Origin of the sequence: Streptomyces sp. ISL-100, from assembly GCF_018614615.1 — a bacterium.
Taxonomy (GTDB): domain Bacteria; phylum Actinomycetota; class Actinomycetes; order Streptomycetales; family Streptomycetaceae; genus Streptomyces.
This window is the reverse complement of sequence record NZ_JAGGOK010000111.1, coordinates 55,956-82,165: the sequence shown is the minus strand read 5'-3', so window position 1 is coordinate 82,165 and position 26,210 is coordinate 55,956. Positions and strand designations below refer to the sequence as shown.

Genomic DNA, 26,210 nt, shown 5'->3' with positions numbered 1-26,210 from the left:
CCGCGACGGGGCGTCTCCTCGGGTGCCGAACGTTCCGGTTCTCGGTTTCGTTCGGGGCGGTTGCGTTCGACACCCTGCGGGGAGCACCCCGCCACGTCCCCTCCCGGCACCTCGGAACGCGAAACGGTGCCGGGGGTGTTCTGTCAGGGGTTCTTCTTGCGCTCGTCTTCCTCGCCCGGGGTGGTGTCGGCCTCCGGGCCCGGGCCGATCCGGATCTCGAATTCGCCGGCGTACTTCTCGTGGCCCGCGATCACCGCGCTCTCCACGGCCTCCTCGGCGATCTCACCGCGGACGATCAGCGGGTCCTGGCGCAGGTCGCGCATGAGGGCCAGGCACATGCCCACCATGACGAGTACGAAGGGTGCCGCGACGAGGATGGTGAGGTTCTGGAGGCCGGCCAGCGCGTCTCCCTTGCCGTCGCCGACCAGCAGCATCACGGCTGCGACCGCGCCGGTCACCACGCCCCAGAAAATGACTACGAGCCTCGCCGGTTCGAAGGTGCCTCGCTGGGAGAGCGTCCCCATGACGATCGAGGCGGCGTCTGCCCCTGAGACGAAGAAGATGCCGACCAGGATCATGACCAGGAGGCTCATCACGCCGGCGATGGGAAACTCCTGGAGTACGCCGAAGAGCTGGCCCTCGGGCGTCGCCTCCTCGGCGAGCTGTCCGCGCTCCTGGAGCTTCATCGCCGTACCGCCGAAGATGGCGAACCAGACCAGGCTGACGCTGCTGGGGACCAGGATGACGCCGCCCACGAACTGACGGATCGTACGGCCGCGGCTGATACGCGCGATGAACATGCCGACGAAGGGCGTCCAGGAGATCCACCACGCCCAGTAGAAGACGGTCCAGCTGCTCAGCCAGTCCGAGACTTCGCCGCCACCGGTTGCCGCCTCGGTACGGCCGGCGAGCTGGGGGATTTCGTCGATGTAGGCGGCGAGGGAGGTGGGGAGGAGGTCCAGTACGAGGATCGTCGGGCCGGCGATGAACACGAAGAGCGCGAGGACGACCGCGAGGACCATGTTGGTGTTGGACAGCCACTGGATGCCCTTTTCGACACCGGAGACGGCCGAGAAGACGAAGGCGACGGTGAGGACGCCGATGATGGAGATCAGCAGTCCGGTGCCGGCCTTCTCCATCCAGTCCAGTTCCCGGAATCCGCTGCCGATCTGCAGGGCGCCGAGGCCGAGGGAGGTCGCGGAGCCGAAGAGGGTGGCGAAGATCGCGAGGATGTCGATCACCCGGCCGGGCGTGCCGTCGGCGCGCTTCTTGCCGATCAGCGGCACGAACACGGCGCTGATGGTCTGCCGCCTGCGGCGCCGGAAGGTGCTGTACGCGATGGCCAGGCCGACGACCGCGTAGATCGCCCACGGGTGGAGGGTCCAGTGGAAGAGGGTGGTGGCCAGAGCTGTCTGCATCGCGTCCGCCGAGTCGGCGGGGTCGGTGCCCGGTGGTGGGGTGGTGTAGTGCGCGAGCGGCTCGCTGACGCCGTAGAACATCAGGCCGATGCCCATGCCCGCGCTGAACATCATCGCGACCCAGGAGACGGTACGGAATTCGGGTCCCTCGTGCTCCTGGCCGAGCGGGATCCTGCCGTAACGGCTGATGGCCAGCCAGAGAGCGAAGACGACAAACCCGGAGGCGGCCAGGACGAAGGCCCAGCCGCCGTTGTGCATCAGGCCGCTCAGCATCTTGTCGGAGACGCTCTCCAGCGTCTCGGTGAAGACGGAGCCCCAGACCACGAAGGCCACGGTGAGTACGGCCGTTACGCCGAACACCACCCGGTCGGTCCGGGGCGTCTCGTCCTCGTGCGGGTGGCGGCCCGGGAGAGCCGCCCTCACCGGCAGCCGAAGCCGTTGAGCCGGTTTCTGTTCGTGCGACACAGGGGGCACCTTTCAGGAATTCGCGGGAGCCTGATTTCGCTCTCCCGTACCCCCTACCACATGTGTTGCACGTCCCAGCTGTCTAACAGGTGGTGTCGGGCCTCCCGGTTGTGAGGTGGTACGCCGCACGGTCGTCGAGCAGGAGGGCGGCGAGGTTCCGCTGGGACTGGCGCAGTGGTACGTAGGCGCCGGTGGTGCGGGAGTGGGAGACGACGCCGTGCAGTGCCAGTTCGTCTTTGATGTCCGCGTACTGCGCCGGGGAGAGGTGGTAGCCGCAAGGGGGATTGTCGATTGTCTCGGTGGGTTCGGGCGGGTCGTTGTCGGCGCCGCCGAGGTGGACGGGGCCTCGGTCCGCGAAGCCCGCGAGGCGTGCCTGGGTGGTGGCGGCCTTGATGCGGCCCCGGCGCTCGTCGGTGAAGGTGAATGCGCCGGTCAGGGCTGCTAGTTGGGTCTCTACGCGGCGTTTGTTGTTGAGGGCGGGGTTGTTTCTTTCGTCGGCGGTCAGGGGGTCTACTCGGGTTTCCACCAGGAGGCCCACCGAGTGCTTGATGCCGGCCGTGTTGCGCAGGATGCGCTCCTGGCCGTCGCCCGCCACCTGTTTGACCGGTTCGTTTGTTACTGGATCCGTCCAGATGCCGTAGATGCCGCTGCTGAAGCCGGCGTCCTCGGCGCGGGGGCGTACATAGGACTCGGAGAGGGTGTGCGCTTCGGCGTGCACGTGGGTGTTCGTGTTGAGGTTGCGGGGCCAGAGGGAGAGCAGGTCCTTGTCGTAGTACGGCGAGGTGGCGCCGTACTCGTGCAGGTCGTAGATGATTTCGGGTTTGTGGTCGCGGATGACGGCGGCCATCGCCCTGGCCTCGGCGGTCTTCAGGGCGATGTGGTCGCGGTTGATGTCGACGTTGTCGGAGTTGGTACGGGTGTTCGCCGCGCGGCCGTCGGGGTTAGCGGTGGGGATGACGAGGATCGTGGTGCGGGCGAGGAAGTCGAGGGTGCTCTTGTCCTTGGCGTACGCGAGGTCCCGGACGGTCGTCAGGCAGGCTTCGCGTCCTGACGGTTCGTCGCCGTGCTGGGAGCAGATCAGCAGCATGGTGGTGGATGTGCGCTGCTGAGATCCGATGCGTACCAGTTGGATCGGGCGGTTCTGGTTCGTGGTGCCGATGGTGGATTTGGTGATGTTGCTGCTCGCGCGGTCGACTGTGGTGAGGAAGTCTTGTTCCTCGGGCTGGGTCGTCCAGCGGGCGCCGTTGGTCGACTCGAAGCCGGTACGGGGTGGGGCCGGGGACGCCTGGGCGGTTGTCGTGGCGGGTGCGGCCAGGGCCGCTGCGGCGGCGCCGATTACGAGTGCGCGGATACGCGGGTGCATCAGCGGGTGGCTCCCGGGATCGGGCGGATGTCGCGCGGCTCGGCCACGCCGTCGAGGCGGGCGCCCGGTGCGGTGGAGTACGGCGAGCCTGCTGTTGCTCGGGCGAAGGCCTGCGAGCCGCCTGCTATGGGCAGCTCCGCGGTCGTACGGGAAAGGTCGATACCGAGCGTCGGGGTGGTGGACGGCGGGTCGATGAGGCCCGCGTCGGTGCCGCCGACGATCAGCGCGAGACGGTGTCCGGCGGGGACGACGTGGTCGCTCGCGTGGAGGTCCAGGGTGATCGTGTGCCGCTTGCCCGGGGTGAGCGGGCGGCCGCGGTCCGGGTCTGCGTGGGTTCCGAGGTCGGCCCAGCCGCGGCTGAAGACGGTGTAGTCGACGTTCGCGGTACGAGCTTTCGTCTCCTTGAAGCAGGAGCTGTCACCGGTGGTGCTCGGACCCCAGCAGGTGCGGTTGGTGAGTGTGGTGATGCCTTCGCCGGATGCGGTGTAGTCGCGGATTGTGTCGGGGCCGAGGTCGACCAGGACTGCGGACAGGTGCGCTGTGGAAGTGGACGGCGTCGCGGTGATGGTCACCTTGGAGGAGCCGGACAGGCGCAGGTCGCCGGTCAGCGGCTTGGTGGTGAAGCCGGCCTTGGCGGGGGTTGATGTGTCGATCTGCGCGGCCCAGTCGCTCTCGCTCAGCTTGGGGTCGTCGGTGAAGGTCTCCGTCGCGCCGGAGGCGGCGGGCTTCAGGGAGAGGGTGCCGACGCCGGGCGCGGATCCCTTGCCGGGGCGCAGGGTGGTGGCGGCGGTGGAGCGGGGCGGCCAGACCTTGTCGGTGGACCACTGGTCGGGGGCTCGCTCGATGTCGGCCATCGGTTCACTGTCGATGCCGTTGTCGTAGCCGAGGAGTTCGTGGTCGAACCAGCGGTGCAGGGTCTTCACCCAGTCGGCGCGGCGGAAGTCGAAGGGGTCGACGTGGCCTGTCTGGGAGAGCCAGATCTTGCGGTCGACGCCTGCGTCGGCCAGGGCGTCCCACCACTGGCCGAAGTGCTTGGCGCGGACGTTGAGGTCCTGCATGCCATGGATGACGAAGACGCTGGCCTTCGTCCTGTCCGCGTTCGGTACGTAGTCGCGCTCGGCCCAGAGGCTGGTGAAATCGCCGTTGCGCGGGGCCTCGTCGACCAGGCGCTTCTGGACTGCCTGGCAGCGGGCGCGGGCGTCGGGGCTCTCGACGTAGTCGGACAGCCACTCGGGGCCGCTGTCGTAGAGCGGGGCGCCCTGGGCGAAGTAGTAGTCGTACCAGGAGGAGATCGCGCCGATCGGGACGATCGTCTTGAGGCCCTCGACGCCGGTCGCCGCGACACCGTTGGCGATGGTGCCGTCGTAGCTCTTGCCGATCATGCCGGTGTTTCCGGTGGACCAGGCGGCCTTGGTGCGCTCGGTGCCGGTGCGGCTGGTGTACGCCTTGCCGCGGCCGTTCAGCCAGTCGACCACTGCCTTGGCCGACTGGATGTCGGAGTGGCCGCCCACGTCCACACAGCCGTCGGAGCGGTTGGTGCCGGCGAGGTCCACGGCGACGAAGGCGTAGCCGCGGGGCACGAAGTAGTTGTCGTAGTAGAGGGGGAACTGGACGGGGTTGCCGTCCGCGTCGTACGTCTTCTTCTGGCTCTCGTTGCCGCGCCCGCAGCAGGCGTAGTACGGGCTGGCGTCCATGATGACGGGTATTTTGCGGCCCTGTTGGGCCGGTTCCCTGGGGCGGACTATGTCGACGGCGACGCGGTCGCTCTTCCCGTCGCCGTCGCCGTCCATTCTGGTGTCCACCCATACGGCTTCGCGGATCGCGTTGTCGTAGGAGTAGACCGGTCTGCTCTCCCTGGTGCCGGCGGCGCCCTGGGCGCCCGCCGGGGTCAGCATGATAGCCACCAGGGCAGCCGTAGTCGCCGGAATGAGCCTTCGCCACTTCAAGCGGGATCCCCGCGCAGGTATCGGCATGCGCCGGAAGGTACTCCGGTCAACTCCCGTGCAAAAGAGGGCAGGAGTGGTCCGCGTGTCGGCCGGATGGCAATTGTGTGACAGGAGCGACCATGGACATGACTGGTGGCACTGGGGCTGAATAAGCTGCCAACAGATCCTTCGAACTGATGACTTGGAGTATCCGTGCACCGCAGACTTATCGTCCCGGGCGCGCTGGCGGCCTCGCTCTTGCTGGCGATCCCGGCATCGGCAGCCAATTTTGGTCCGGGCGCGCCGGGCGTCGGCGACAGCTACTACCCGGCCAGTGGCAACGGCGGGTATGACGTAGCTCATTACGACCTCCGCCTCAAGTACCAGCCCACGACCGACCTGCTGGAGGGCACGGCGACGATCCTCGCCACCACCACGCAGAACCTCTCGCGCTTCAACCTCGACTTCGGTCTCGGTGTGAGTGAAGTGCGGGTCAATGGGAAGAAGGCGAAGTTCGCCAAGGAGGGCGATCAGGAGCTGGTCGTCACTCCGGTCGCGCCGCTGGAGAAGGGCCGGGCCGTCTCGGTCGTCGTGCGGTACGCCGGAAAGCCCTCCGAGCTGAAGATCGGCGGCTACACCGCCTGGCACCGCACCCCGGACGGCGGCGTCGCCGCCCAGGAGCCCGACTCGGCCGTCTGGTGGTTCCCGAGCAACGACCACCCGCTGGACAAGGCGACGTACGACGTCTCCGTCCTGGTGCCGGACGGCACGCAGGCCATCAGCAACGGCGTACTCCAGTCGCAGAGCTCGAAGCTCGGGTGGACCCGCTACAACTGGCGCTCGAACAAGCCGCAGGCCAGCTATCTCGCCACGCTCGCGGTCGGGAAGTTCGACATCACGACGGACAAGACGGCGGACGGGCTGCCCGTGCTCAACGCCTACAGCAAGGACCTCGGCGACAACGCCGGGGCCGCGCGCGCCAGCATCGAGCGGACCACCGAGGTCGCCGAGTACCTGACAGAGGTCTTCGGCCCGTACCCCTTCAACGCCCTCGGCGGTTACGTCCCGAACGTGACCAGCGGGTATGCGCTGGAGACGCAGACCCGGCCGTTCTACAGCCCGCGGCAGTTCGCCAACGGCGCGAATGTGTCGGTCGTCGTCCATGAGCTGGCGCATCAGTGGTACGGCGACAGCGTCGCGGTCAAGGGCTGGAAGGACATCTGGATCAATGAGGGCTTCGCCCGGTACAGCCAGTGGCTGTGGTCCGAGAAGGAGGGGGAGGGCACGACACAGGAGCTCGCGGACTACGTGTACGAGACGCGCGCGGCCGACGACCCCTTCTGGACGGTCAAGCCGGGTGACCCGGGGCCGGACAACCAGTTCCACATCGCCGTGTACGACCGGGGCGCGCTGGCCGTGCAGGCGCTGCGCAACGAGGTCGGCGACGAGGACTTCTTCAAGATTCTGAAGGGGTGGCCGGCCAAGTTCGCCCACGGCAACGCGAGTGTGGGCGACTTCGTGAAGTACGCCGAGAGCGTCTCGGGCAAGCCGCTCGCCGCGCTCTTCGACACCTGGCTGTACGAGCCGTCGAAGCCGGGTGCTCCGTCGGCTGCCGAGAGCCGGATCGCCCGCTCGGGCGCCGATGAAGGTGCGAAGCCCGTGCAGCCCAAGTCGTGGAAGAAGATCGCCGCGACGAACACGATCCACGAGCGCGACCACCACTGACCGGTCGTACGCCGCGCCGCCGTCCCCTCGCGAGGGGCGGCGGCGTTGTCGCGCCAGTGGGCTGAAAGCGCTCTCAAGGGGGCTTGGCTGCGGATATTCTCCCTCTCGGCAGCCCTCTCCCCCGCTGCCGTCCCGAGCCGCCAAGGAGCACCCGCCTTGCCCGAGCAGTCCGCCGGTTCCCGCCCCACTCTCGAAGCCGTCGCCGCCCGCGCCGGAGTCTCCCGGGCCACGGCTTCCCGTGTCGTCAACGGCGGCGCCGGCGTGCGGCAGCCCCTGGCCGACAAGGTGCGTGAGGCGGTCGAGGAGTTGGGGTACGTCCCGAATCAAGCGGCCAGGTCCCTCGTCACGCGCCAGAGCGGCGCGGTGGCCGTGGTCATCGCGGAGCCGGAGTTCAGGATCTTCTCGGACCCCTTCTTCGAGCAGCAGGTGCGCGGCATCAGCAGGGAACTGACGCTTAGCGACTCCCAGTTGGTGCTGCTGTGGGTGGAGGGGCCGGACGACTACGACCGGATCGCCCGCTACCTCGGCGGCGGTCACGTCGACGGCGCGCTCGCCTTCTCCCTGCACAACGACGACGGACTGCCCGCCCTCATCCTCAGCACCAAGGTCCCGACCGTCTTCGGCGGCCGGCCCGGCGGCGGGGCGGAGGCGGTGCCGTACGTCGACTGCGACAACCGGGGCGGCGCCCGGGCGGCCGTACGCCATCTCGTCGGCCTGGGCCGGGAACGCATCGCGCACATCGCGGGGCCCCGCGACCAGACCTCCGCCATCGACCGCGCCGACGGCTACCGCGACGTACTGTTCGACGCCGATCCCGCGCTGACCGCGCAGGGTGACTTCACCGTGGACAGCGGTGCGCGCGCCATGGCGGAGCTGCTCGCGCGCCGGCCGGACCTGGATGGGGTCTTCGCCGCCAACGACCTCATGGCGGCGGGCGCGCTGCGGGTCCTGCGGGAGAGGGGGCGGCGGGTGCCGGAGGACGTCGCGTTCGTCGGCTTCGACGACATGGTGACCGTTGCCGAGTCGGCGGATCCCGCGCTGACCACGGTCCGCCAGGACATCGAGGGAATGGGCCGGCTGATGGTCCGACTGCTGATGCGGGTCCTGAGCAGCGAGGGGGCTGGAGCGGGGGACGCGCCGGCCTCGGTGATCACGCCTACCGAGCTGGTGCGGCGGGCCTCGGCCTGATCGGCCGGGACCCGCCGCGTGTGGGGGGTGGGATGTACGTTCCGGTCACTGGTAGGGAATCACCAGGACCGAATCGCCCGTTCCGGTGCGGAGCTGGGCTGCGCCGTTGCCGATGGCGCTCCACACTTCGAGGCGTACGGTGCCGCCCTTGAGGTCGCCGGGCGTGCCGGTCGCCGACTTGAGACCGCGAGCCTGGGTGTACTGCTCCCAGCCCGCCACCGGGTCGGTCGCGAAGTACTGGTACGTCTCCGTCCGGTCGTACGTGCCGTCACCCGTCAGGTCGTAGCTGACCCGGGCCTGCTGGCCGAGGCCGACCGTCGTGCCCGCGTCGAGCTGAAGGCGGAAGGCGGTCGGCGTACCGGATTTGAGCGTGCCGTTGACCCCCTTGACCGTGTACGTCAGCGGCTGGTGGGGGGTGCCGTCGTAATTGGCGCCGCGCGCCGAGGCGATGGTGTCGGTGGTGGCGGTGGTCCCTGTGGTGGTCGTGAGGGCGCCGCCTGTGCGCAGTTGGAAGGTGTTGCCGGTGGGGGGTTCGGGATCCGGGTCCGGGTCGGTGCCTCCCGTGCCGGTGCCCGTCGCGGTCGAGCGGGCGGGGACGGTGAGCTTCCCGCCGTCCGAGAAGGTCACGGTGCGGGTGGTGGAGGTGTGGTTGTGGGCGGCGTACGTCCGTACCGTCCCCCTGGTGAAGACGGCCGACGTCGGGATGTCACCGCTCACCGTCGCGTCGGGGGCGCCGAGCGTGTCGAGGGTGCTGATCCAGTGGTAGGTGTGCGCCTTGGACTCGCCCTGCTCCGGGGTGTAAGCGGTGTTCCCCGCGTCCCATTTGGCCTTGGCGGCTGCCGGGTCGGCCATTGACTGGAACTCCCAGAGGATGTCGCGCCATTCGACGGCCGGTCCGCCGTTCTCCCGTTCCATCTCGGCGAGGTTGCGCCGGATGGCGGCCTTCTCACCGCCCAGGTGCAGTGAACCGCCTGTTACGGGGAGGACGTTGATGCCGTGGATCTCCTCGGGGTTCGCGGTCCACCAGGTGGCGTACGCCCCGCCGCTCCCCCACACCATGCCGACCGTGTCGTGGCCGAAGGATGACGGGAAGACCTGCTCGTCGGCGTCGAACCAGTACTGCGCGATCGCCTCGGACTCGGTGGTCAGGAGGTACGTGCCGAGGTCGCGCAGGGCCGTGTCGCCGGTCGCCGCGCCCCACAGGACGAGACCTGCGCTGAGGTTGGTGGACTCCGACGAGGACTCCTGGTTGTTGCCGGCCGCGAAGCCCTGGTGGCCGGAGGCCCAGCTGTGGCCGGCGTACACGTCGAAGCCGCGCAGGAAGGGGAAGGCGGTGTCGGTGCGGCTGGGGTTGGCGGCGTCGCGCACGAGCGTCTTGACCATGCCGCCCCACGCGGAGTCGGCGGCCCAGGCCGGGTCGTACTGCGCGACGATCGCGGCCGCGTAGACGTAGTAGCTGTAGTGGAAGTGGTGGTCGTTGAGCTCGGTGTCGCTGCCGTACGACGCCGGATAGCCGGTCAGCGTCTTCCAGGTTTTGTCGTACGAGAATTCGTTGGGTCCGCCCGCCGTGAACCAGTCCTGGAGGCGGCCCTTCATGAGGCCGAGGAGCTTGTCGCGGACGGCGGCCTCACCGATTTGGTCGGCGAGGGGTACGAGCTGGGCGAGGCGGCCCAGCGCCTTGCCGGTCCAGTACGTGTCGGTGGCGCCGGAGAACGGGTCGGCGGCGTTCGCGGCCTCGGTCAGGTAGCCCCTGAGCCGGGCTTTGTCGACGCCGCTCGACTGCGGCAGGGCGGGCAGCACGCCGGAAGCTCGCTGGCTGGTGGTGAAGGACCTGCCCTCGCGGACCTTCATCGTGCCGCGCGGTGAGATGTACGTGTGCGGGGTGAGCGGGTCGGCGGTGTGCAGCCACTGGTGGCGGTAGAGGGCCTGGAGCGTGCCGGTCTCGCTGCCCTCTTTCGCCTCGGTGGTGAGGGTGTACGTCGCCTTCACCGTGCCGCCGGTGGAGGTCCAGCTCGCCCTGGAGCCGGTGACGAAGCTGTACGCGTACTTCTTGTACGTCGCGAGGGCGTCGGTGGAGGGCAGCACGGCGAGCGAGAAGTAGTCCTTGGCGCCGAGGCCGGCGGTGATGGTCGATCCGGCGATGTTCCAGTCGCTGCCGGTGGGTGCGAAGAGGGCGTAGTGGTGGCCCGTGACGGTGATGCCGAGGACGTTGCCCTGGTCGGCGAAGACGGTGGGGGCTGCGGCCGTGGTGATCTGGGCGCCGGCGCCCGAGCCCTTGGCGTACACGAAGGGCAGGCCGTGACCGATGGTGGTGCGCAGGGTGCGGGCGCCGTCGGACCAGTACGGGGTGACGGTCCAGTCGGACCAGTCGTCGGCCTTGGTGTCGGGTGAGTTGAGGCCGGTCAGGCCGAGCGTGAGGTCGCGCTTGTGGGCGTACTCGTACTGCCTGCCGTCGCCTACGACGGCAGGGGTGGTCGGGTAGCCCACTTCGAGGCCTGCGGCGGTGGCCTGGTAGGTGAGCGGGTGCCCGTACATGGGGGTGGAGTGCGGGTTGTCGCCGTACCTCTGGAAGGCGAGGGAGGACCACCAGTCGTTGGTGGGGAGCGGCTTGTCCTTCGCTGCTGGGGTGAGTTTGGGGGTGACGGGTGTGCCGGTGTTGGTGGTGGGTCCTGAGGTTCCGGCGGGGCGTACGTCGGAGTAACTGCCGGACCCGACGGGGACGGTGGCGGCGGTCGCTGGAGAGGCGGCGGAGCCGAGGCCGATGGCGGCCAGGGCGGAGACGAGGACCAGTGTGGACGCGGTTCTGAACGGAGGAGCTGGCATGGACGGCACCTCGGAGTCGTGGGGGAAGGGCGTCCGAGAGCGCTCTCAGATATCAGGGAACGTAAAACTCCTGTAATGGAAGTGTCAATACATGTGACACGGACGGCAGTTGGGAGCGCCGCTGACCGCGGTGCGTTCAATTGTTGACGGGGAAGAGCACGCGGGAGCATGCCGAGAGTGGATTTCCGAGAGCGCTCTCAGTCAGCTTCAGGAGACCTGGTTCCGGTGCCGCGCCCTGGCCTCGCGCGCCAGGGGCAGATAGCGCAGCCGCTCGGGCAACAGCGGAACGAGGGTGCGTACGACGCGGCTGAACCGGCGCAGCCTGCGTTCCTGTACGTCGCTCCACTCCAGCCCCAGCGCCTCCCGCGCGTCCGGCGGCATGTAGCCGACGGTCACGAACGCCCGGAAGCGGGCCAGCGGCGGCAGCAGAACGGGCCACAGGGCGCGCAGGACGAGACGTACCGGCAGCGGGCCCCGGTCGGGGGCGGGAACCGGGCTGTCGGTGGCGATCAGTTCCCGTACCACCACGGTCGGTTCCAGCTCCTCGGCCAGCATCTTGCGGTAGTACGGCCAGAACTCCTCGACGGTCTGCGGCATGTCCCGGTCGCTGATGCCGAGGATCCGGCCGACCTGGAGCCACTCGGCGTACAGCTGCCGCTCCTGTGCCTCGGTCAGCGGCCGGTAGAGATAGCGCAGCGCGTGCTGGTAGCAGGGGAAGCCGGTGGCATGGACCCAGGAATAGTGGGCCGGGTCGAGCGCGTGGTACGGGCGGCCGTGCGCGTCGGTGCCCTGGATGCCCTTGTGGAGCCGCCGGAGCCTGCGGCCCTCCTCGGCGCCCGCCTCTCCCCCGTACACCCACAGCTGTACGGAGCGCAGCGACCGCTCGCCGCGCCCCCACGGGTCCGTACGGAAGACGGAGTGCTGGTCGACGCCCGCGCCGACGGCCGGGCGGGCGACCTGGAGGGTGAGGGCGGCGGGAAGCATGAGCAGCGAGCGCACGTCACCGGCGACCGACCACAGGACACCGCCGGGAGGGGGTGGGGCGGGGTCCTGCTCACTGATCTTCATACCTCCAGGCTACGGCTGGCGGTCGGCCGCCGGTGCGGGGGCGTGGGCGGGGGCGGAGACGGGCTCGCCGAGGATGCGACCGGCCAGTTCCAGCGCCAGCCCGTCGACGTACGGGCGGAGTACGGCCTCGGCGGCGGCCCGTTCGGCGGCGACCACCACCGCGCCATCGGCGAGAATCTGCTCGCGTACGCGCATGCCGTCCGCACGGGCGGCGGCGATCAGGGCTATGCCTTCCTCGTGCGCCTGCTGGCGGGTCCTGGCGGCGACGTGCCGGGCATCGGCCAGCGCGGACTCGTACAGGGCGCGGACACCGGCGGCTTGCGCGCGCAGGTCCTCGGCCTGCTGCTGACGCCCCTCGGTCATTTCCTCGCGCTGCTCCAGGACCTTGTTGATACGGGGCAGCAGAACCCGGGAGAACGCCCAGAACACGGCGGCGAAGGACACGAAGCCGACGACGAGTTCCGGTACGCCCGGATTGAGGGGACCCAAGTCCATGGGTATCAGCTGTGCGTTCATGCCCGGGACCTACCCATTCGTGCAGGTGCACGAACCCGATGGGTAACGGGAGTTGGGGAGATCGTGTGCCGCCTGCAAGGCAATCGCCGCCCAATGGCTACCGGAAGGTAACTACGGCTGATTTGATGTGCCGCGCCGAGCTTTAGCCCCCCCACTCTAAACAGGAGTCCCAGTGCCGCACTCCGTGCTCCGCCGTACCCCTGGCGCCGCCCTGGCCACCGTACTGGCGGCCGCGACACTTGCCGCGACCGCCCCGGCCGTCTCCGCGGCCCCGGTGACCCCGGCCGCCGCCTCCGCCTCCGCCTCCGCCGAGGTGCCGTCGCTGAAGGTGCTGTCGTACAACGTCTTTCTTTTCAGCAAAAACCTTTACCCCAACTGGGGCCAGGACCACCGCGCGAAGGCCATACCGGCGGCCTCCTTCTTCCAGGGCAACGACGTGGTCGTCGTCCAGGAAGCCTTCGACAACGGTGCCGCCGACGCGCTGAAGAGCAACGCCGCGCCGCAGTACCCGTACCAGACACCGGTGATGGGCCGCAGCAAGACCGGCTGGGACGCGACCGGCGGCTCGTACTCCTCCACGACTCCGGAGGACGGCGGGGTCGCGGTCCTCAGCAAGTGGCCGGTCGTCCGCAAGGAGCAGTACGTCTACAAGGACGCGTGCGGCGCCGACTGGTACTCCAACAAGGGCTTCGTGTACGCCGTGCTGGACGTGAACGGCACCAAGGTCCATGTCGTCGGCACGCACGCCCAGTCCACCGACCCGGGCTGCGGCGCGGGCGAGGCCGCCCAGATGCGCAGCCGGCAGTTCAAGGCGATCGACACCTTCCTCGACGGCAAGAACATCCCCGCCTCCGAGCAGGTCATCGTCGCGGGCGACTTCAACGTCGACTCGCACAGCCCCGAGTACGCCACGATGCTCGCCGACGGCGGGCTGACCGGCGACGACGCGCGCACCGGCCACCCGTACTCGTTCGACACCGCCGACAACTCGATCGCCTCCGAGCGCTACCCGGACGACCCGCGCGAGGACCTCGACTACGTCCTGCACCGCGCCGGGCACGTCAAACCGGCCGGCTGGACGAACGAGGTGATCAAGGAGCAGAGCGCGCCCTGGACCGTCTCCAGCTGGGGCAAGCAGTACACGTACACGAATCTCTCCGACCACTACCCGGTGGTGGCAAGCGGCCGCTGACCGTATGCGCGCGGGCTGATGTCACATTCCGCACCGGCCCGTCCGGTCTGGTGGAGCAGGAGACCGGAACGGACGGGCTGGAGGAGGACGACATGGCCGGGGATCGACCGGGGCGACGGGGGTTCCTGGCGGGGACATGGTGGCGGCGCCCAGTGGGGTAATCGCGAGCGGTTCGCACCTGGTCACGGGCTGTTTTTCGACAGTGGCTGCAAGGGAGTTGGTATGCCACTGTGGTGAACATGACGGGTCACGGACACGGACACCATCACCATGGCCATCAGGACCGGATCGACTCCGCGCTCGAAGGCTCGTCGGCAGGGCTCCGGACCCTCTGGTTCTCCTTCGCGGTCCTCGCGGCGACCACCGCCGCCCAGGCCGTCGTCGCCGCATTGTCCGGTTCGGTCGCGCTGCTCGGCGACACCGTCCACAACGCCACCGACGCCCTGACCGCGCTGCCCCTGGCCGTCGCCTTCCTGCTGGGGCGGCGCGCGGCGACCCGCCGCTACACCTACGGCTTTGGGCGGGCCGAGGATCTGGCGGGAGTGTTCGTGGTGCTGGTGATCGCCGCCTCGGCGGTGTTCGCCGGGTACGAGGCGGTGCGGCGCCTTCTCGATCCGCAGGAGGTCAGCCACCTCCCGGCGGTCGCCGCGGCCGGCCTGATCGGCTTCGCGGGCAATGAGTGGGTGGCGCGGGCCCGTATCCGTACCGGCAGGAAGATCGGCTCCGCCGCGCTGGTCGCCGACGGGCTGCACGCCCGCACCGACGGATTCACCTCCCTCGCCGTGCTGGCGGGCGCGGGCGGCTCCGCGCTCGGCTGGCGTTACGCCGACCCCCTGATCGGGCTGCTGATCACGGCCGCGATCGTGCTGGTGCTGCGTGGCGCGGCCCGGGAGATCTGGCAGCGGCTGATGGACGCGGTGGATCCGGCGCTGGTGGACGAGGCCGAGCACGCGTTGTCCCATGTCGAGGGCGTACGGGCGGTGGGCGCCGTCCGCATGCGGTGGCTGGGCCACAGTCTGCGCGCCGAGACGTCTGTGGTGGTCGACCCCGGCCTGACGGTGGTCCAGGCGCACGCGGTGGCGGTAGCGGCGGAGCACGCGCTGCTGCACGCGGTGGGCCGGCTGGCCGGCGCCACGGTCCACGTGGACCACACCCCGCACCCGGCAGCCCCGGACCCGCACGCACCACTGGCCCACCATTTCGCCCGGGGGGCCTAGCGGGCGACCCCTGCGGGGCTTTCCCTGCCCGCTGGGGCAAGCCCCCAGACCCCCCGAGACGCCCTACGGCGTGTCCTCGAACGCCGGACGAGCTGGATTCGCCCCGCACCATCCAGCGCTGCTCAGGCTCAGTCAGCCGTGGTCATAGACCGTGACCGCGAGGCCCCGCATCACCAGCCGCTCCCCTATCAGCGGTTCGATCCGCGACCACTTTCCGCCCGCGAGCCCACAGCCGATGCGCGGCATGTGGACCGAGGCGCCCAGCTCTGCCGCCTTGGCCGCCACCGCTTCGAGCGCCGCGTCGATCGCGTCGTACCGGACCGGCACGCCCTGACTGCCGGTCCGTATGCCGCGCTGGCCCACCATGTTGGCCACCCAGACGTACGGCCCGGCCTGGACGAATTGCACGGCGCCCAGGCCGAAGTCGTTGCCCGCCCGCTCCCGGTGCCAGCGGCGATACGCGGCCTCCGGCTCGGGCCACCGGCGGGATATCGCGAGCACGAAGCCCTCGCCCCAGCCGCCCAGGTCGTTGCAGACATGCGCGATGATCTTGACGCCCTTGCCCTGCGGCGCGGTGGCGTCCCCCCGTACGTAACTGATCCCCGACATGGCACAACCGTACGGGCGACCACTGACAGTCCGGCCGGACAGCTTTCACAACAGTGGTGAGACAGCAATACTGTTGCACTGTACTGGCGCAGTACTGGAAGCGAGGCGCAGTCATGACGACGGACACCGAGGGGCCGACGCTCACGGTAGACGAGCTGGCCGCGCGGGCCGGGGTCACGGTGCGTACGGTCCGCTTCTACAGCACCCGTGGCCTGCTCCCGCCGCCCGTGATCGGCCCGCGCCGCGTCGGACACTACGGGCCCGCCCACCTGTCCCGGCTGGCGCTCATCGAGGAGCTTCAGCACCACGGCATGACGCTCGCCGCGATCGAGCGCTACCTGGAGCAGCTGCCGCCCGACCTGAGCGCGCACGATCTGGCGATCCACCGTGCGGTAGTGGCGTCGTGGGCGCCGGACTCGGCGGAGGACGCGACCCGGGCGGAGCTCGATCGCCGGGCGGGCCGTCCGCTTTCGGACGAGGACATCGACCGGCTCGCCGCGATGAACGTCCTGGAGCGGGCGGAGGCCCCCGACACGTTTCGCGTCGACCCTGGGCTGCTGGGTCTCGGCGTACAGCTACTCGGTGTGCCTATAGCGCACGAGACGATCCTCGCCGCCCGGACGATTCTCCTGGAGCACGCTCGGTCGGTGGCGCACGCGCTCACGAACCTTTTCAAGGACGAGGTGTGGGGTCCTTACCGCGAGCGGGAGTCGGATCCTGAGCATGTGAAGGCTATGAAGTCGCTGTCGGCGCATATGCAGCCGATGGTGGTGCAGGCGCTGGTGACGGCGTTTCAGCGGTCGCTGAGGGAGGAGTTGCGGGCGGCGTTCACGGCGGAGTGAGTGGGTAGCTGGGGCTAGGGGGCGCGGGTGCCGCTGCGCGGGGCTTTCCCCCACCCGCCCCTTCCCGAACTGGGGCCAGCCCCAGCCCCCAGACCACACAGACGCCCTACGGGCGTGTCCTCAAACGCCGGACGGGCCAGATATTGCCCCCTGGGCAAATTCCAGCCCCTCCGGCGTTTGAGGAGCGGGGTCTGGGGCGGAGCCCCAGTTCGGGATCAGGCGTCGCTGAAACGCTCCCCCTGCTCCGCCTTCTCCACCAGCAGCGCCGGCGGCGTGAAGCGTTCGCCGTATGTCGCCGCCAGCTCGCGCGCGCGGGCCACGAAGCCGGGCAGGCCGCCCTCGTACCCGTTGATGTACTGGATCGCGCCGCCCGTCCAGGCCGGGAAGCCGATACCCATGATGGAGCCGATATTGGCGTCGGCGACCGACGTCAGCACGCCCTCCTCGAAGCAGCGGACCGTATCCAGCGCCTCCGAGAACAGCATCCGCTCCTTCATGTCGGCGAAGGGGATCTCCGCGCCCGGCTTCGCGAAGTGCTCCCGCAGCCCCGGCCACAGGCGCGTGCGCTTGCCGTCCTCGCCGTACTCGTAGAAGCCCGCCCCGCCGCTGCGGCCCGTACGCCCGAACTCGTCGACCATCCGGTCGATGACCGCGTCCGAGGGGTGCCCCGGCCACGTGCCGCCCGCGGCCTCGATCGCCCGCTTCGTCTCGTTGCGGATCTTGCGCGGGAGAGTGAGGGTCAGTTCGTCCATCAGGGACAGGACCTTCGCCGGGTAGCCGGCCTGGGCCGCCGCCTGCTCGATCGACGCGGGCTCGATGCCCTCGCCGACCATCGCGACGCCCTCGTTGATGAACTGGCCGATGACACGCGAGGTGAAGAAGCCGCGCGAGTCGTTCACGACGATCGGCGTCTTCTTGATCTGGCGTACGAGGTCGAAGGCGCGGGCCAGCGCCTCGTCGCCCGTCCGCTCCCCCTTGATGATCTCGACGAGCGGCATCTTGTCGACCGGCGAGAAGAAGTGCAGGCCGATGAAGTCGACGGGGCGGGAAACCCCTTCCGCCAGGCCGGTGATGGGCAGCGTGGAGGTGTTGGAGCAGAGCAGCGCGTCCGGCTCGACGACGTCCTGGATCTCCTGGAACACCTTGTGCTTGAGCGAGGTGTCCTCGAACACCGCCTCGATCACGGCGTCGCAGCCCGCGAGGTCGGCCGCGTCGGCGGTCGGCGTGATGAGGGCGAGCAGCGCGTCCCGCTTGGCCTCGGTCGTACGGCCGCGCGAGAGCGCCTTCGCGAGGAGGTTCTCGGAGTACGCCTTGCCCTTGGCGGCGGCCTCGGGCGTCACGTCCTTCAGGACTACCTCGATGCCGGCGCGCGCGCAGGAGTACGCGATGCCCGCGCCCATCATCCCGGCGCCGAGGACGGCGACCTTGCGGACGGGGCGCGGCTCGATGCCCTTGGGGCGGTTGGCGCCGGAGTTGACGGCCTGGAGGTCGAAGAAGAACGCCTGGATCATGTTCTTGGCGAACTGACCCGTGACGAGTTCCGTGAAGTAGCGGGCCTCGATGGTCAGCGCCGTTTCGAAGTCGACCTGCGCGCCCTCGACGGCCGCCGCGAGGATGTTGCGCGGGGCGGGGTAGGGGGCGCCCGCCGTCTGCTTCTTGAGGTTGGCGGGGAAGGCGGGGAGGTTCGCGGCGAAGCGCGGGTTGGACGGGGTGCCGCCAGGGATCTTGTAGCCCTTGACGTCCCACGGCTGCTGGGATTCCGGATTGGCGTCGATGAAGGCGCGCGCCTTCGCGAGCATCTCGTCCCGGGTGGCCGCTACTTCGTGGATCAGGCCGTTCTCGAGGGCCCGCTGCGGGTTGTACTGCGTGCCCTGGAGGAGGACCTTCAGCAGCGCGTCCGCGATGCCCATGAGGCGTACGGTACGGGTGACGCCGCCGCCCGCCGGGAGCAGACCGAGCGTGACCTCGGGCAGGCCGATCTTGGAGCCGGGCGCGTCGAGCGCGACGCGGTGATGGCAGGCGAGAGCGATCTCGTAACCGCCGCCGAGGGCCGCGCCGTTGATCGCGGCGACGACCGGCTTGCCCAGCGTCTCGATGCGGCGCAGGGAGCTCTTGATGGCCGTACCCGTGTCGAAGACCTGCTGGGCGTGTACCGGACCGACCTTGATCATGTCCTTGAGGTCGCCACCCGCGAAGAAGGTCTTCTTGGCGGAGGTGAAGATGATGCCCCGGATGGAGTCCTTCTCTGCCTCCGCGCGGTCGGCGATCGCCGCGATGGAGGATTTGAAGGCCTGGTTCATGGTGTTGGCCGACTGGTTGGGGTCGTCCAGGACGAGGGTGACGACACCGGTCTCGTCCTGTTCCCAGCGGATGGTGGTGGACTCGCTCATGCTGTGGGTTCTCCGTAAGGGGTGGGGACGGGACGGTCAGACACGCTCGACGACGGTGGCGATACCCATGCCGCCGCCGACGCACAGGGTGGCGAGGCCGTACCGCTTGTCCTGTCGCTCCAGCTCGTCGACGAGGGTGCCGAGGATCATCGCGCCGGTGGCGCCCAGCGGGTGGCCCATGGCGATGGCGCCGCCATTGACGTTGATCTTGTCGAGGGAGAGCCCCATGTCCTTGGCGAAGCGCAGGACGACGCCCGCGAAAGCCTCGTTGATCTCGACGAGGTCGATGTCGTCGATGGTCAGGCCCGCCTTGGCGAGCGCCTTGCGGGTGGCGGGCGCGGGGCCCGTCAGCATGATGGTGGGCTCGGAGCCGGAGACGGCCGCCGAGACGATACGGGCGCGGGGGGTGAGGCCGTAGCGCTCACCGACCTCCTTGGTCCCGATCGCGACGAGTGCCGCGCCGTCGACGATGCCGGACGAGTTGCCCGCGTGGTGTACGTGGTCGATCTTCTCGACCCAGTGGTACTTCTGGAGCGCCACCGCGTCGAAGCCGCCCATGTCGCCGATCGCGGCGAACGACGGCTTGAGCGAGGCCAGCGAATCGGCCGTCGTACCGGGGCGCATGTGCTCGTCGTGGTCGAGGACGACCAGGCCGTTGCGGTCCCGGACGGGGACGACGGAGCGCTCGAAGCGGCTGTCCTTCCAGGCAGCGGCGGCCCGCTCCTGCGACATCGCGGCGTACTCGTCGACGTCACGCCGTGAATAGCCCTCGATGGTCGCGATGAGGTCGGCGCCGATGCCCTGCGGGACGAAGCCGTTCTCGAAGTTGGTCATCGGGTCGGCGAACCAGGCGCCGCCGTCCGAGCCCATCGGGACGCGCGACATCGACTCGACGCCGCCCGCGAGGACCAGGTCCTCCCAGCCCGAACGTACCTTCATGGCGGCCAGGTTGACGGCCTCCAGGCCCGAGGCGCAGAAGCGGTTCTCCTGTACGCCGGCGACCGTGTCCGGCAGTCCGGCGGCGATCGCGGCGGTACGGGCGATGTCCGAGCCCTGGTCCCCGACGGGGCCGACGACGCCCAGCACGATGTCGTCGATGGCTGCCGGGTCCAGGCCGGGGAAGCGCCGGGTCACTTCGTGGATGAGGCCGACGACGAGGTCGATCGGCTTGGTGCCGTGCAGGGCGCCATTGGCCTTGCCGCGTCCGCGCGGGGTGCGGATCGCGTCGTACACAAACGCTTCGGTACTCAAGACAGCAGCCTTTCGAGGATTACGTGACGTGACAACAGGGAGAGTCAGGCGAGCAGCGACCGGCCGATGATTTCCTTCATGATCTCGGTCGTACCACCGTAAATCGTCTGGATACGGCCGTCAGTGAAGGCCTTCGCGACGCGATATTCGGTCATATAGCCGTATCCGCCGTGCAGTTGCAGGCAGCGGTCGGCCACCCGCTTCTGGAGTTCGGTGGCCCACCACTTGGCCATCGACGCGTGGACCGCGTCGAGCTCCCCGTTCGAGTGGTCGACGATGCAGCGGTCGAGGAACGTACGGGTGACGGCGCACTCGGTGGCCATCTCCGCGATCTCGAAGCGGATGTACTGGAGCTTGGACAGCGGCCGCCCGAACGCCTCGCGCTCCTTGACGTACGTCGTGGTGATCTCCAGCAGGTGCTCGGCCGCGGCGATCCCGGCGACCGCGATGCCCATGCGCTCCTGTGCCAGGTTGGTCATCAGATGGATGAAGGCGCCGTCGAGCTCGCCGAGCAGGTTCTCCTTCGGGACGCGTACGTCGTTGAAGAAGAGCTCGGCGGTGTCCTGGGACTTCTGGCCGATCTTGTCGAGATTGCGCCCGCGCTCGAAGCCTTCGGCGCCGCGCTCCACGACGAGCAGGGACAGGCCCTTGGCGCCGCCCTCGGGCGAGGTCTTGGCGACGACGATCACCAGGTCGGCGAGAATGCCGTTGGAGATGAAGGTCTTCGAGCCGTTGAGCACCCAGTGGTCGCCCCGGTCCTCGGCCGTCGTGACGATTCCCTGGAGGTCGGAGCCCGCGCCCGGCTCGGTCATCGCGATGGCGGTGATCGTCTCGCCGGAGCAGAAGCCGGGCAGCCAGCGCCGCTTCTGCTCGTCGGTCGCAAGGCCGGTGAGGTACGGGCCGATGATGTCGTTGTGCAGCCCGAGCGCGAGCCCGGCGGCGCCCGCGCGGGTGAACTCCTCGGCCAGTACGGCGCTGTAGCGGAAGTCGGCGTTCCCGCCGCCCCCGTACTCCTCCGGTACGGCGAGACCGAGCAGCCCCTGCTTTCCTGCCGCCAGCCACGCCTCGCGGCTGACGATGCCGTCCTTCTCCCATTGTTCGTAGTACGGCGTCACTTCCTTCGCCAGGAAGGTGCGCACCGTCTCCCGGAAGGCCTCGTGCTCCGCGGTGAAGATCTGACGCTTCAACTCTGTCTCCTGCCTCTACAGCCAGCCCTTGACGGTTTCGATCAACTTGGCCGGCTCGGGGCCGACGGGAATGACGTTGAGCATGGTGACGCCCGCCGCGCGGAACGCCTCGACACGCTCACGTACGTAACTCTCGGGACCGCACAGCGACATGAGTTCGCAGAACTCGTCGGGGACGGCGGCCTCCGCTTCCTTCTTCTTCCCGGAGAGGTAGAGGTCCTGGATCTTCGCGGCTTCGGCCTCGTAGCCGTAGGCGACGGCGAGGTCGTTGTAGAAGTTCTTGCCCCTGGCGCCCATCCCGCCGACGTACAGCGCGATCTGCGGGCGGGCCAGGTCCCGTGCGGCCGCCGCGTCCTCGCCGATGGCGAGCAGTCCGCCGGCCACGGTCTGGAGCGGGCCGAGGGAGGGGTCGCGCTGCGCGGCGCCCTCGGCCAAGGCGCTTCCCCACACCTGCTGGGCCTTCTCCGGGAGGAAGAGCGTCGGCAGCCAGCCGTCGGCGATCTCGGCGGTCAGCTTCACGTTGGCCGGGCCGAGCGAGGCGACGTAAACAGGGATCTCGTCGCGGACGGGCCTGGTGAGGATCTTGAGCGGCTTGCCGAGCTTGCCGCCCTTTTCCTTGGGCAGCGGCATGTCGGTGATGCCGTGGTGGTCGATGACCTCGCGCTTCCAGATGCGGCGGCACAGTTCGACGGTTTCGCGGGTACGGCCGAGCGGCTTGTCGTACGGCTTGCCGTGCCAGCCCTCGACGACCTGCGGGCCCGAGGCGCCGAGCCCGAGCAGCGCCCGGCCGCCGGAGATCGCGTCGAGTCCGGCGCCGGTCTGGGCGATGAGGGCGGGGGTGCGGGAGTAGACGTTGAGGATCGCGGCGCCGATTTTCATGCGCTCGGTTCGGGCCGCCAGATAGCCCATGATCGTCGGGGAGTCGAAGCCGTACGCCTCGGCCACCCAGACGGCGTCCAGGCCGGCCGACTCCAGCGCGGCGACCTGGTCGCAGGCGGCGCGCGGGTCGCCCGCGTAGTTGAGCGGCAGGGAGAGTTCCATTTATTGGGCGCCGTCCTCGTCGATGACCTTCTCGATGCTTGGTACGTCCCAGTCGCGGGCCACTTCGGCAGTGTCCGCGCCGGGCCGGGCAGGGCCGCAACGCACGGCCCCCGGCGTGGCCGAGAAGCGCGGCGCGGGCGCGGGCTGCGTGATGCCGCCGTGGGTGATGAAGGTGGAACGGGCTGCGAGGTGCGGGTGGGAGGGGGCCTCGCGCAGGGAGAGGACGGGGGCGACGCAGGCGTCGGAGCCCTCGAAGGCGGCGGTCCACTCGTCGCGCGTCTTCGTCCTGAAGCGGGCGGCGATCACGTCGCGCAGCTCGCCCCAGCGGGCCATGTCGCGGCGGGCGTCCGCCTCGGCCTTGTCGAGTCCGAGGAGGCGGGTGAACTCGGCGTAGAACTGGGGCTCCAGCGCGCCCACCGCCATGTACTGGCCGTCCGATGTCTCGTAATTGCCGTAGAAGGGACATCCGCCGTCGAGAAGATTGGACGCGCGCCGGTCCTGCCACCCGCCGGCCGCCACCATCCCGTGAATCATCGTGGCGAGATGGGCCGCGCCGTCCACGATCGCGGCGTCGACGACCTGGCCGGCGCCACCTTCCGTACGGGCGTGCTGGAGCGCCGCGAGGACGCCGATGACGAGATAGAGCGAACCGCCCGCGTAGTCGCCGACGAGGTTCGCGGGGACGGTGGGCGGCTCGTCCGGCTTGCCGAACATGCCGAGTGTGCCGGTGAGGGCGATGTACGCGATGTCGTGGCCGGCGCGCTGAGTAAGCGGGCCCTCCTGGCCCCAGCCCGTCATCCGCCCGTACACAAGCCGCGGATTTCGGGCCAGGCAGGCGTCGGGGCCGACTCCGAGGCGCTCGGCGACGCCGGGGCGGTAGCCCTCGATGAGTACGTCGGCGCGCTCGACGAGGTCGAGCACCTGGGCCGGTCCGGTGGCGGACTTGAGGTCGACGATCACCGAGCGCTTGTTGCGGTTGGTGAGGTCGTACGCCGGATCAATGCCCAGGCCCGCGCCGCCGGGGCGGTCCACGCGGACCACGTCGGCGCCGAGGTCGGCGAGGAGCATGGCGGCGAAGGGGCCGGGGCCGATTCCCGCCAGTTCCACCACGCGCACTCCGGAGAGCGGGCCGTTCCCTGTCGCTGTCATCAAGCCCCCAGCAATGTGACACAACTGATGTAACATCAATGATGCTAAGAACGTGTTCCACTCTGCACAAGCCCTTGGGGCGAGCAAGCGCTTAGTTCTTTTTACCGGCGATCACCGCTACCCTCTGCCCCCATGAACGAGACGGTTCGGCGCACGTACGACATCGTGCTTTTCGGGGCCACGGGCTTCGTCGGGGAACTGACCGCGGAGTACCTCGCCGCGCACGCACCGGCCGACTGCCGCTGGGCGATAGCCGGGCGTAGCCCCGCAAAGCTGGAGAAGCTGCGCGAGCGGCTCATCGCGGTCAATCCGGCCTGTGCGACCCTTCCCATCCTGCACGCCGACGCGGCTGACCCCGCATCGCTGCGCGAACTCGCCGGCAGCACGCGGGTGCTGGCGACGACTGTCGGCCCGTACGTCCTGTACGGCGAAGAGCTCGTCGCCGCCTGCGCCGACGCGGGGACGGACTACGCGGACCTGTCGGGCGAGCCGGAGTTCGCCGACCGGATGTATCTGGCGTACGACGCGCGGGCGCGGGAGACGGGGGCGCGGATCGTGCACGCGTGCGGCTTCGACTCGATCCCGCACGACCTCGGCGTGTACTTCACGGTCAAGCAGCTACCAGAGGGCGTACCGCTGCGCATCGACGGGTTCGTACGCTCCAACGCGATGTTCTCGGGCGGCACCTTCGCCTCCGCGATGACCGCGTTCGGGCGCGGGCGGCAGACGCTGCGGGCCGCGAAGGAGCGGCGGCTGTCCGAGCCGAGGCTGGTGGGGCGGCGGGCGCGGGCCCCGATCGGTGCGCCGCGGCGCAGCCGCGAGACGGGGACGTGGGCGCTGCCGCTGGCGACCATCGACCCGCAGGTGGTGGCCCGTTCGGCGGCCGCGCTCGATCGGTACGGGCCGGACTTCCGCTACCGGCACTACGCGGCGGTGAAGTGGCTGCCGGTCGCGGTCGGCGGGGTGGCGGCGGTGGGGACCGCGTTCGCGCTGGCTCAGATCCCGGCGGCGCGCGCGTGGCTGATGAGCCGGTACGCGGCGGGTTCGGGGCCCGATGAGGAACGCAGGGGCCGGAGTTGGTTCACCGTGCGCTTCGTCGGCGAGGGCGGCGGGCGCCGGGTGTTCACCGAGGTGTCGGGGGGCGACCCCGGCTACGACGAGACGGCGAAGATGCTGGCCGAATCGGTACTGTGCCTGGCCTTCGACGAGCTGCCTGCGACGTCCGGGCAGGTGACGACGGCGGTGGCGATGGGCGACGCACTGCTGAAGCGGCTGATGGCGGCGGGGGTGAGGTTCCGGGTCGCGGCCGTGCGGGAGTGACGCGTGCGAGGTGCCTTCAGCTACCGCTGATCCAGCCCGCGATGGTGTAGATCATCCCGCCGGTCCACGCGAGTGCGGCCAGGCCGCCGACCAGAATGACCATGTTCGTACGGCGACCGGCGCGGTGGACGGTCACAGATTCGACCGCCGGCCTGGGCGGCCCGGGGTGTGTGGGGTGGTCGAAGTGGTCGAGGTGGTCCAGGTGGTCGAGGTACTCAGGGCGCGTGTATGCAGTCATACGATCACCTTGTCCCATTGCGCCTGTTCAAACATCCGTACAGATACTCAGTTACGTGGTTGTTCCGAAATCCGCACCAATCGCATCGCGCAGGGCACGGCGGCACAGAGCGTCCGCCGCGCGCGTCGACTCCGGGAGCCGGAAGCCGGGCGCGAGGCGCAGTGTGTGCGCGCAGGCGTTGTCCAGGCTCACGCGGTGGCCGACGGAGACGAAGACCGGCTTCACGCCGTCCTGGGTGCGCAGCGCGCGGCCCACTTCTTCGCCCGCCTCGTCGAGGAGGGGCGACTCGGCGCCGCGGCGGGGGCCCGGCTGCTCGTAGGTGAAGGTGAAGGGGTTCTTGGCTACGCCGATGGTCGCGAGGCCCGTCACGACGCCGAGGTGACTGGCCAGGCCGAAGCGGCGCGGGTGAGCCTGTCCGTATCCGTCGCAGACCACGAGGCCCGGGTCCGCCGTCAGGGATTCGAGGGCGGCGAGCACCGTGGGGAGTTCCCGGAAGGCAAGCAGGCCGGGGACGTAGGGGAAGGCGACGCGGCCGACCGCCGTGGCCTCCTCCACGATGGTGAGCGTCGCGGCGTCGAGGACGACGGCCGCCGCGGCGACGATGTCACGCTCGTCGTCGTACGCCACGTCCACACCCGTGACGAGGCCGGTGCCGGGGGGCGGTCCGGGCTCATCGAGTACGACCCGGGTGCGGAGTTCGTCCTGGATCGCTCGGGCTTCGGCTTCGTCGGCGGGGGCACGGAGGCTCTTCATAGTCGTCAGAGCGTACGCGGTAGCCTGGCGGTCATGTTCGTACTGGAGTTGACCTACACCGCACCCGTCGAGCGCGTCGACGAGCTGATGGAAGCGCATGTGGCGTGGCTGAACGCGCAGTACGAGGCGGGGGTTTTCATCGCCTCGGGGCGAAAGCAGCCGCGTGACGGCGGAGTGATTCTGGCCGTCGCGGACGACCGGGCTCGGATAGAGGAGATCGCGGCGGCGGATCCGTTCACGGTGGCGGGGGTCTGCGCGTACCGGATCACCGAATTCGTGGCAACGAAGACGGCGCCGGGACTGGCCCCGTACCGGCAGCAGTTGCCGGCGTAGGTCTCCGGCGTAGGTCTCCGGCATAGGTCTGGGGCCCCGGACGCACTACGGGCGTTATGTCCTCAATCGCCGGAAGGGCTCGATAGTGCCGAGCAGGACTTGCCCCGACGACAGGGCCGAGCCATGCCTGCCCAAGGCCGGGCCTTTGCCGTCGGAGCCGTGACCTGCCGAACCGGAACTTGATCCACCCACGCAGC

21 protein-coding genes are annotated in these 26,210 nt (G+C 69.5%); 7 read left to right on the top strand and 14 right to left on the bottom strand.

Annotated features, from left to right (window positions below; genetic code table 11):
• Positions 1–143: 143 nt before the first annotated feature.
• The 3 genes from J7E89_RS37305 to J7E89_RS37295 all read right to left on the bottom strand — a co-directional run bounded on the left by J7E89_RS37305 (position 144) and on the right by J7E89_RS37295 (position 5,219).
• Positions 144–1,892, bottom strand: a complete 1,749-nt coding sequence (locus J7E89_RS37305) for a BCCT family transporter (protein WP_374196979.1) — start codon at positions 1,890–1,892, stop codon at positions 144–146.
• A gap of 73 nt (positions 1,893–1,965) precedes the next feature.
• Entirely contained in the window at positions 1,966–3,246 is a 1,281-nt protein-coding gene (locus J7E89_RS37300) for a M14 family metallocarboxypeptidase (protein ID WP_214980549.1), read from the bottom strand.
• Positions 3,246–5,219, bottom strand: coding sequence for a Xaa-Pro dipeptidyl-peptidase (locus J7E89_RS37295; protein ID WP_214980547.1), 1,974 nt, complete (start codon positions 5,217–5,219; stop codon positions 3,246–3,248). Before J7E89_RS37295 ends, J7E89_RS37300 begins: the two co-directional genes overlap by 1 nt.
• 165 nt (positions 5,220–5,384) lie before the next feature.
• Between J7E89_RS37295 and J7E89_RS37290 the strand changes: the two genes are divergently transcribed.
• Both J7E89_RS37290 and J7E89_RS37285 read left to right on the top strand, forming a co-directional pair.
• Positions 5,385–6,896, top strand: coding sequence for a M1 family metallopeptidase (locus J7E89_RS37290; protein WP_214980545.1), 1,512 nt, complete (start codon positions 5,385–5,387; stop codon positions 6,894–6,896).
• A gap of 156 nt (positions 6,897–7,052) precedes the next feature.
• Entirely contained in the window at positions 7,053–8,084 is a 1,032-nt protein-coding gene (locus J7E89_RS37285; protein ID WP_214980543.1) for a LacI family DNA-binding transcriptional regulator, read from the top strand.
• Between the two features lie 45 nt (positions 8,085–8,129).
• Here the strand turns inward: J7E89_RS37285 and J7E89_RS37280 are convergent, their stop codons facing one another.
• The 3 genes from J7E89_RS37280 to J7E89_RS37270 all read right to left on the bottom strand — a co-directional run bounded on the left by J7E89_RS37280 (position 8,130) and on the right by J7E89_RS37270 (position 12,491).
• Positions 8,130–10,907 carry a glycosyl hydrolase gene (locus tag J7E89_RS37280; protein WP_214980541.1) on the bottom strand — a complete coding sequence of 926 codons (2,778 nt, stop codon included), beginning with the start codon at positions 10,905–10,907 and terminating at the stop codon, positions 8,130–8,132.
• Positions 10,908–11,114: 207 nt separating this feature from the next.
• The gene (locus J7E89_RS37275) at positions 11,115–11,975 is read right to left on the bottom strand and encodes an oxygenase MpaB family protein (RefSeq protein ID WP_214980540.1); all 861 of its coding nucleotides are present in this window, start codon (positions 11,973–11,975) and stop codon (positions 11,115–11,117) included.
• A 9-nt stretch (positions 11,976–11,984) separates the two neighbouring features.
• A complete protein-coding gene (locus tag J7E89_RS37270) occupies positions 11,985–12,491 on the bottom strand; it encodes a hypothetical protein (protein WP_214980539.1) in 507 nt (168 codons plus the stop codon).
• Between the two features lie 172 nt (positions 12,492–12,663).
• Between J7E89_RS37270 and sph the strand changes: the two genes are divergently transcribed.
• Entirely contained in the window at positions 12,664–13,683 is a 1,020-nt protein-coding gene (sph, locus tag J7E89_RS37265) for a sphingomyelin phosphodiesterase (RefSeq protein ID WP_214980538.1), read from the top strand.
• Between the two features lie 239 nt (positions 13,684–13,922).
• Positions 13,923–14,900, top strand: coding sequence for a cation diffusion facilitator family transporter (locus tag J7E89_RS37260; RefSeq protein WP_214980537.1), 978 nt, complete (start codon positions 13,923–13,925; stop codon positions 14,898–14,900).
• A 132-nt stretch (positions 14,901–15,032) separates the two neighbouring features.
• Here the strand turns inward: J7E89_RS37260 and J7E89_RS37255 are convergent, their stop codons facing one another.
• Complete coding sequence (locus tag J7E89_RS37255) at positions 15,033–15,509, bottom strand: macro domain-containing protein (protein ID WP_214980536.1); 477 nt, start codon at positions 15,507–15,509, stop codon at positions 15,033–15,035.
• A gap of 113 nt (positions 15,510–15,622) precedes the next feature.
• Here J7E89_RS37255 and J7E89_RS37250 point away from each other — a divergent pair, with 113 nt between their 5' ends.
• Positions 15,623–16,351 carry a MerR family transcriptional regulator gene (locus tag J7E89_RS37250; RefSeq protein ID WP_214980534.1) on the top strand — a complete coding sequence of 243 codons (729 nt, stop codon included), beginning with the start codon at positions 15,623–15,625 and terminating at the stop codon, positions 16,349–16,351.
• A gap of 215 nt (positions 16,352–16,566) precedes the next feature.
• Here the strand turns inward: J7E89_RS37250 and J7E89_RS37245 are convergent, their stop codons facing one another.
• The 5 genes from J7E89_RS37245 to J7E89_RS37225 are packed head-to-tail and all read right to left on the bottom strand — an operon-like array spanning position 16,567 to position 23,369.
• Entirely contained in the window at positions 16,567–18,741 is a 2,175-nt protein-coding gene (locus tag J7E89_RS37245; protein ID WP_214980531.1) for a 3-hydroxyacyl-CoA dehydrogenase NAD-binding domain-containing protein, read from the bottom strand.
• A gap of 36 nt (positions 18,742–18,777) precedes the next feature.
• Positions 18,778–19,992, bottom strand: a complete 1,215-nt coding sequence (locus tag J7E89_RS37240) for an acetyl-CoA C-acetyltransferase (RefSeq protein WP_214980530.1) — start codon at positions 19,990–19,992, stop codon at positions 18,778–18,780.
• Positions 19,993–20,036: 44 nt separating this feature from the next.
• Positions 20,037–21,179, bottom strand: a complete 1,143-nt coding sequence (locus J7E89_RS37235; RefSeq protein WP_214980529.1) for an acyl-CoA dehydrogenase family protein — start codon at positions 21,177–21,179, stop codon at positions 20,037–20,039.
• A 15-nt stretch (positions 21,180–21,194) separates the two neighbouring features.
• Positions 21,195–22,220, bottom strand: coding sequence for an LLM class F420-dependent oxidoreductase (locus tag J7E89_RS37230; protein WP_214980528.1), 1,026 nt, complete (start codon positions 22,218–22,220; stop codon positions 21,195–21,197).
• Positions 22,221–23,369, bottom strand: a complete 1,149-nt coding sequence (locus J7E89_RS37225; protein WP_251061600.1) for a CaiB/BaiF CoA-transferase family protein — start codon at positions 23,367–23,369, stop codon at positions 22,221–22,223.
• A 132-nt stretch (positions 23,370–23,501) separates the two neighbouring features.
• Between J7E89_RS37225 and J7E89_RS37220 the strand changes: the two genes are divergently transcribed.
• Complete coding sequence (locus J7E89_RS37220) at positions 23,502–24,689, top strand: trans-acting enoyl reductase family protein (RefSeq protein ID WP_214980526.1); 1,188 nt, start codon at positions 23,502–23,504, stop codon at positions 24,687–24,689.
• Between the two features lie 16 nt (positions 24,690–24,705).
• Here the strand turns inward: J7E89_RS37220 and mmpA are convergent, their stop codons facing one another.
• Together mmpA and J7E89_RS37210 are read right to left on the bottom strand one after the other, a co-directional pair.
• Entirely contained in the window at positions 24,706–24,927 is a 222-nt protein-coding gene (gene mmpA / locus J7E89_RS37215; protein WP_214980564.1) for a morphogenic membrane protein MmpA, read from the bottom strand.
• Between the two features lie 51 nt (positions 24,928–24,978).
• Positions 24,979–25,680 carry an endonuclease V gene (locus J7E89_RS37210; RefSeq protein WP_214980524.1) on the bottom strand — a complete coding sequence of 234 codons (702 nt, stop codon included), beginning with the start codon at positions 25,678–25,680 and terminating at the stop codon, positions 24,979–24,981.
• Positions 25,681–25,713: 33 nt separating this feature from the next.
• Here J7E89_RS37210 and J7E89_RS37205 point away from each other — a divergent pair, with 33 nt between their 5' ends.
• Positions 25,714–26,013, top strand: a complete 300-nt coding sequence (locus J7E89_RS37205) for a YciI family protein (protein WP_214980522.1) — start codon at positions 25,714–25,716, stop codon at positions 26,011–26,013.
• The last annotated feature ends 197 nt before the right edge of the window (positions 26,014–26,210 follow it).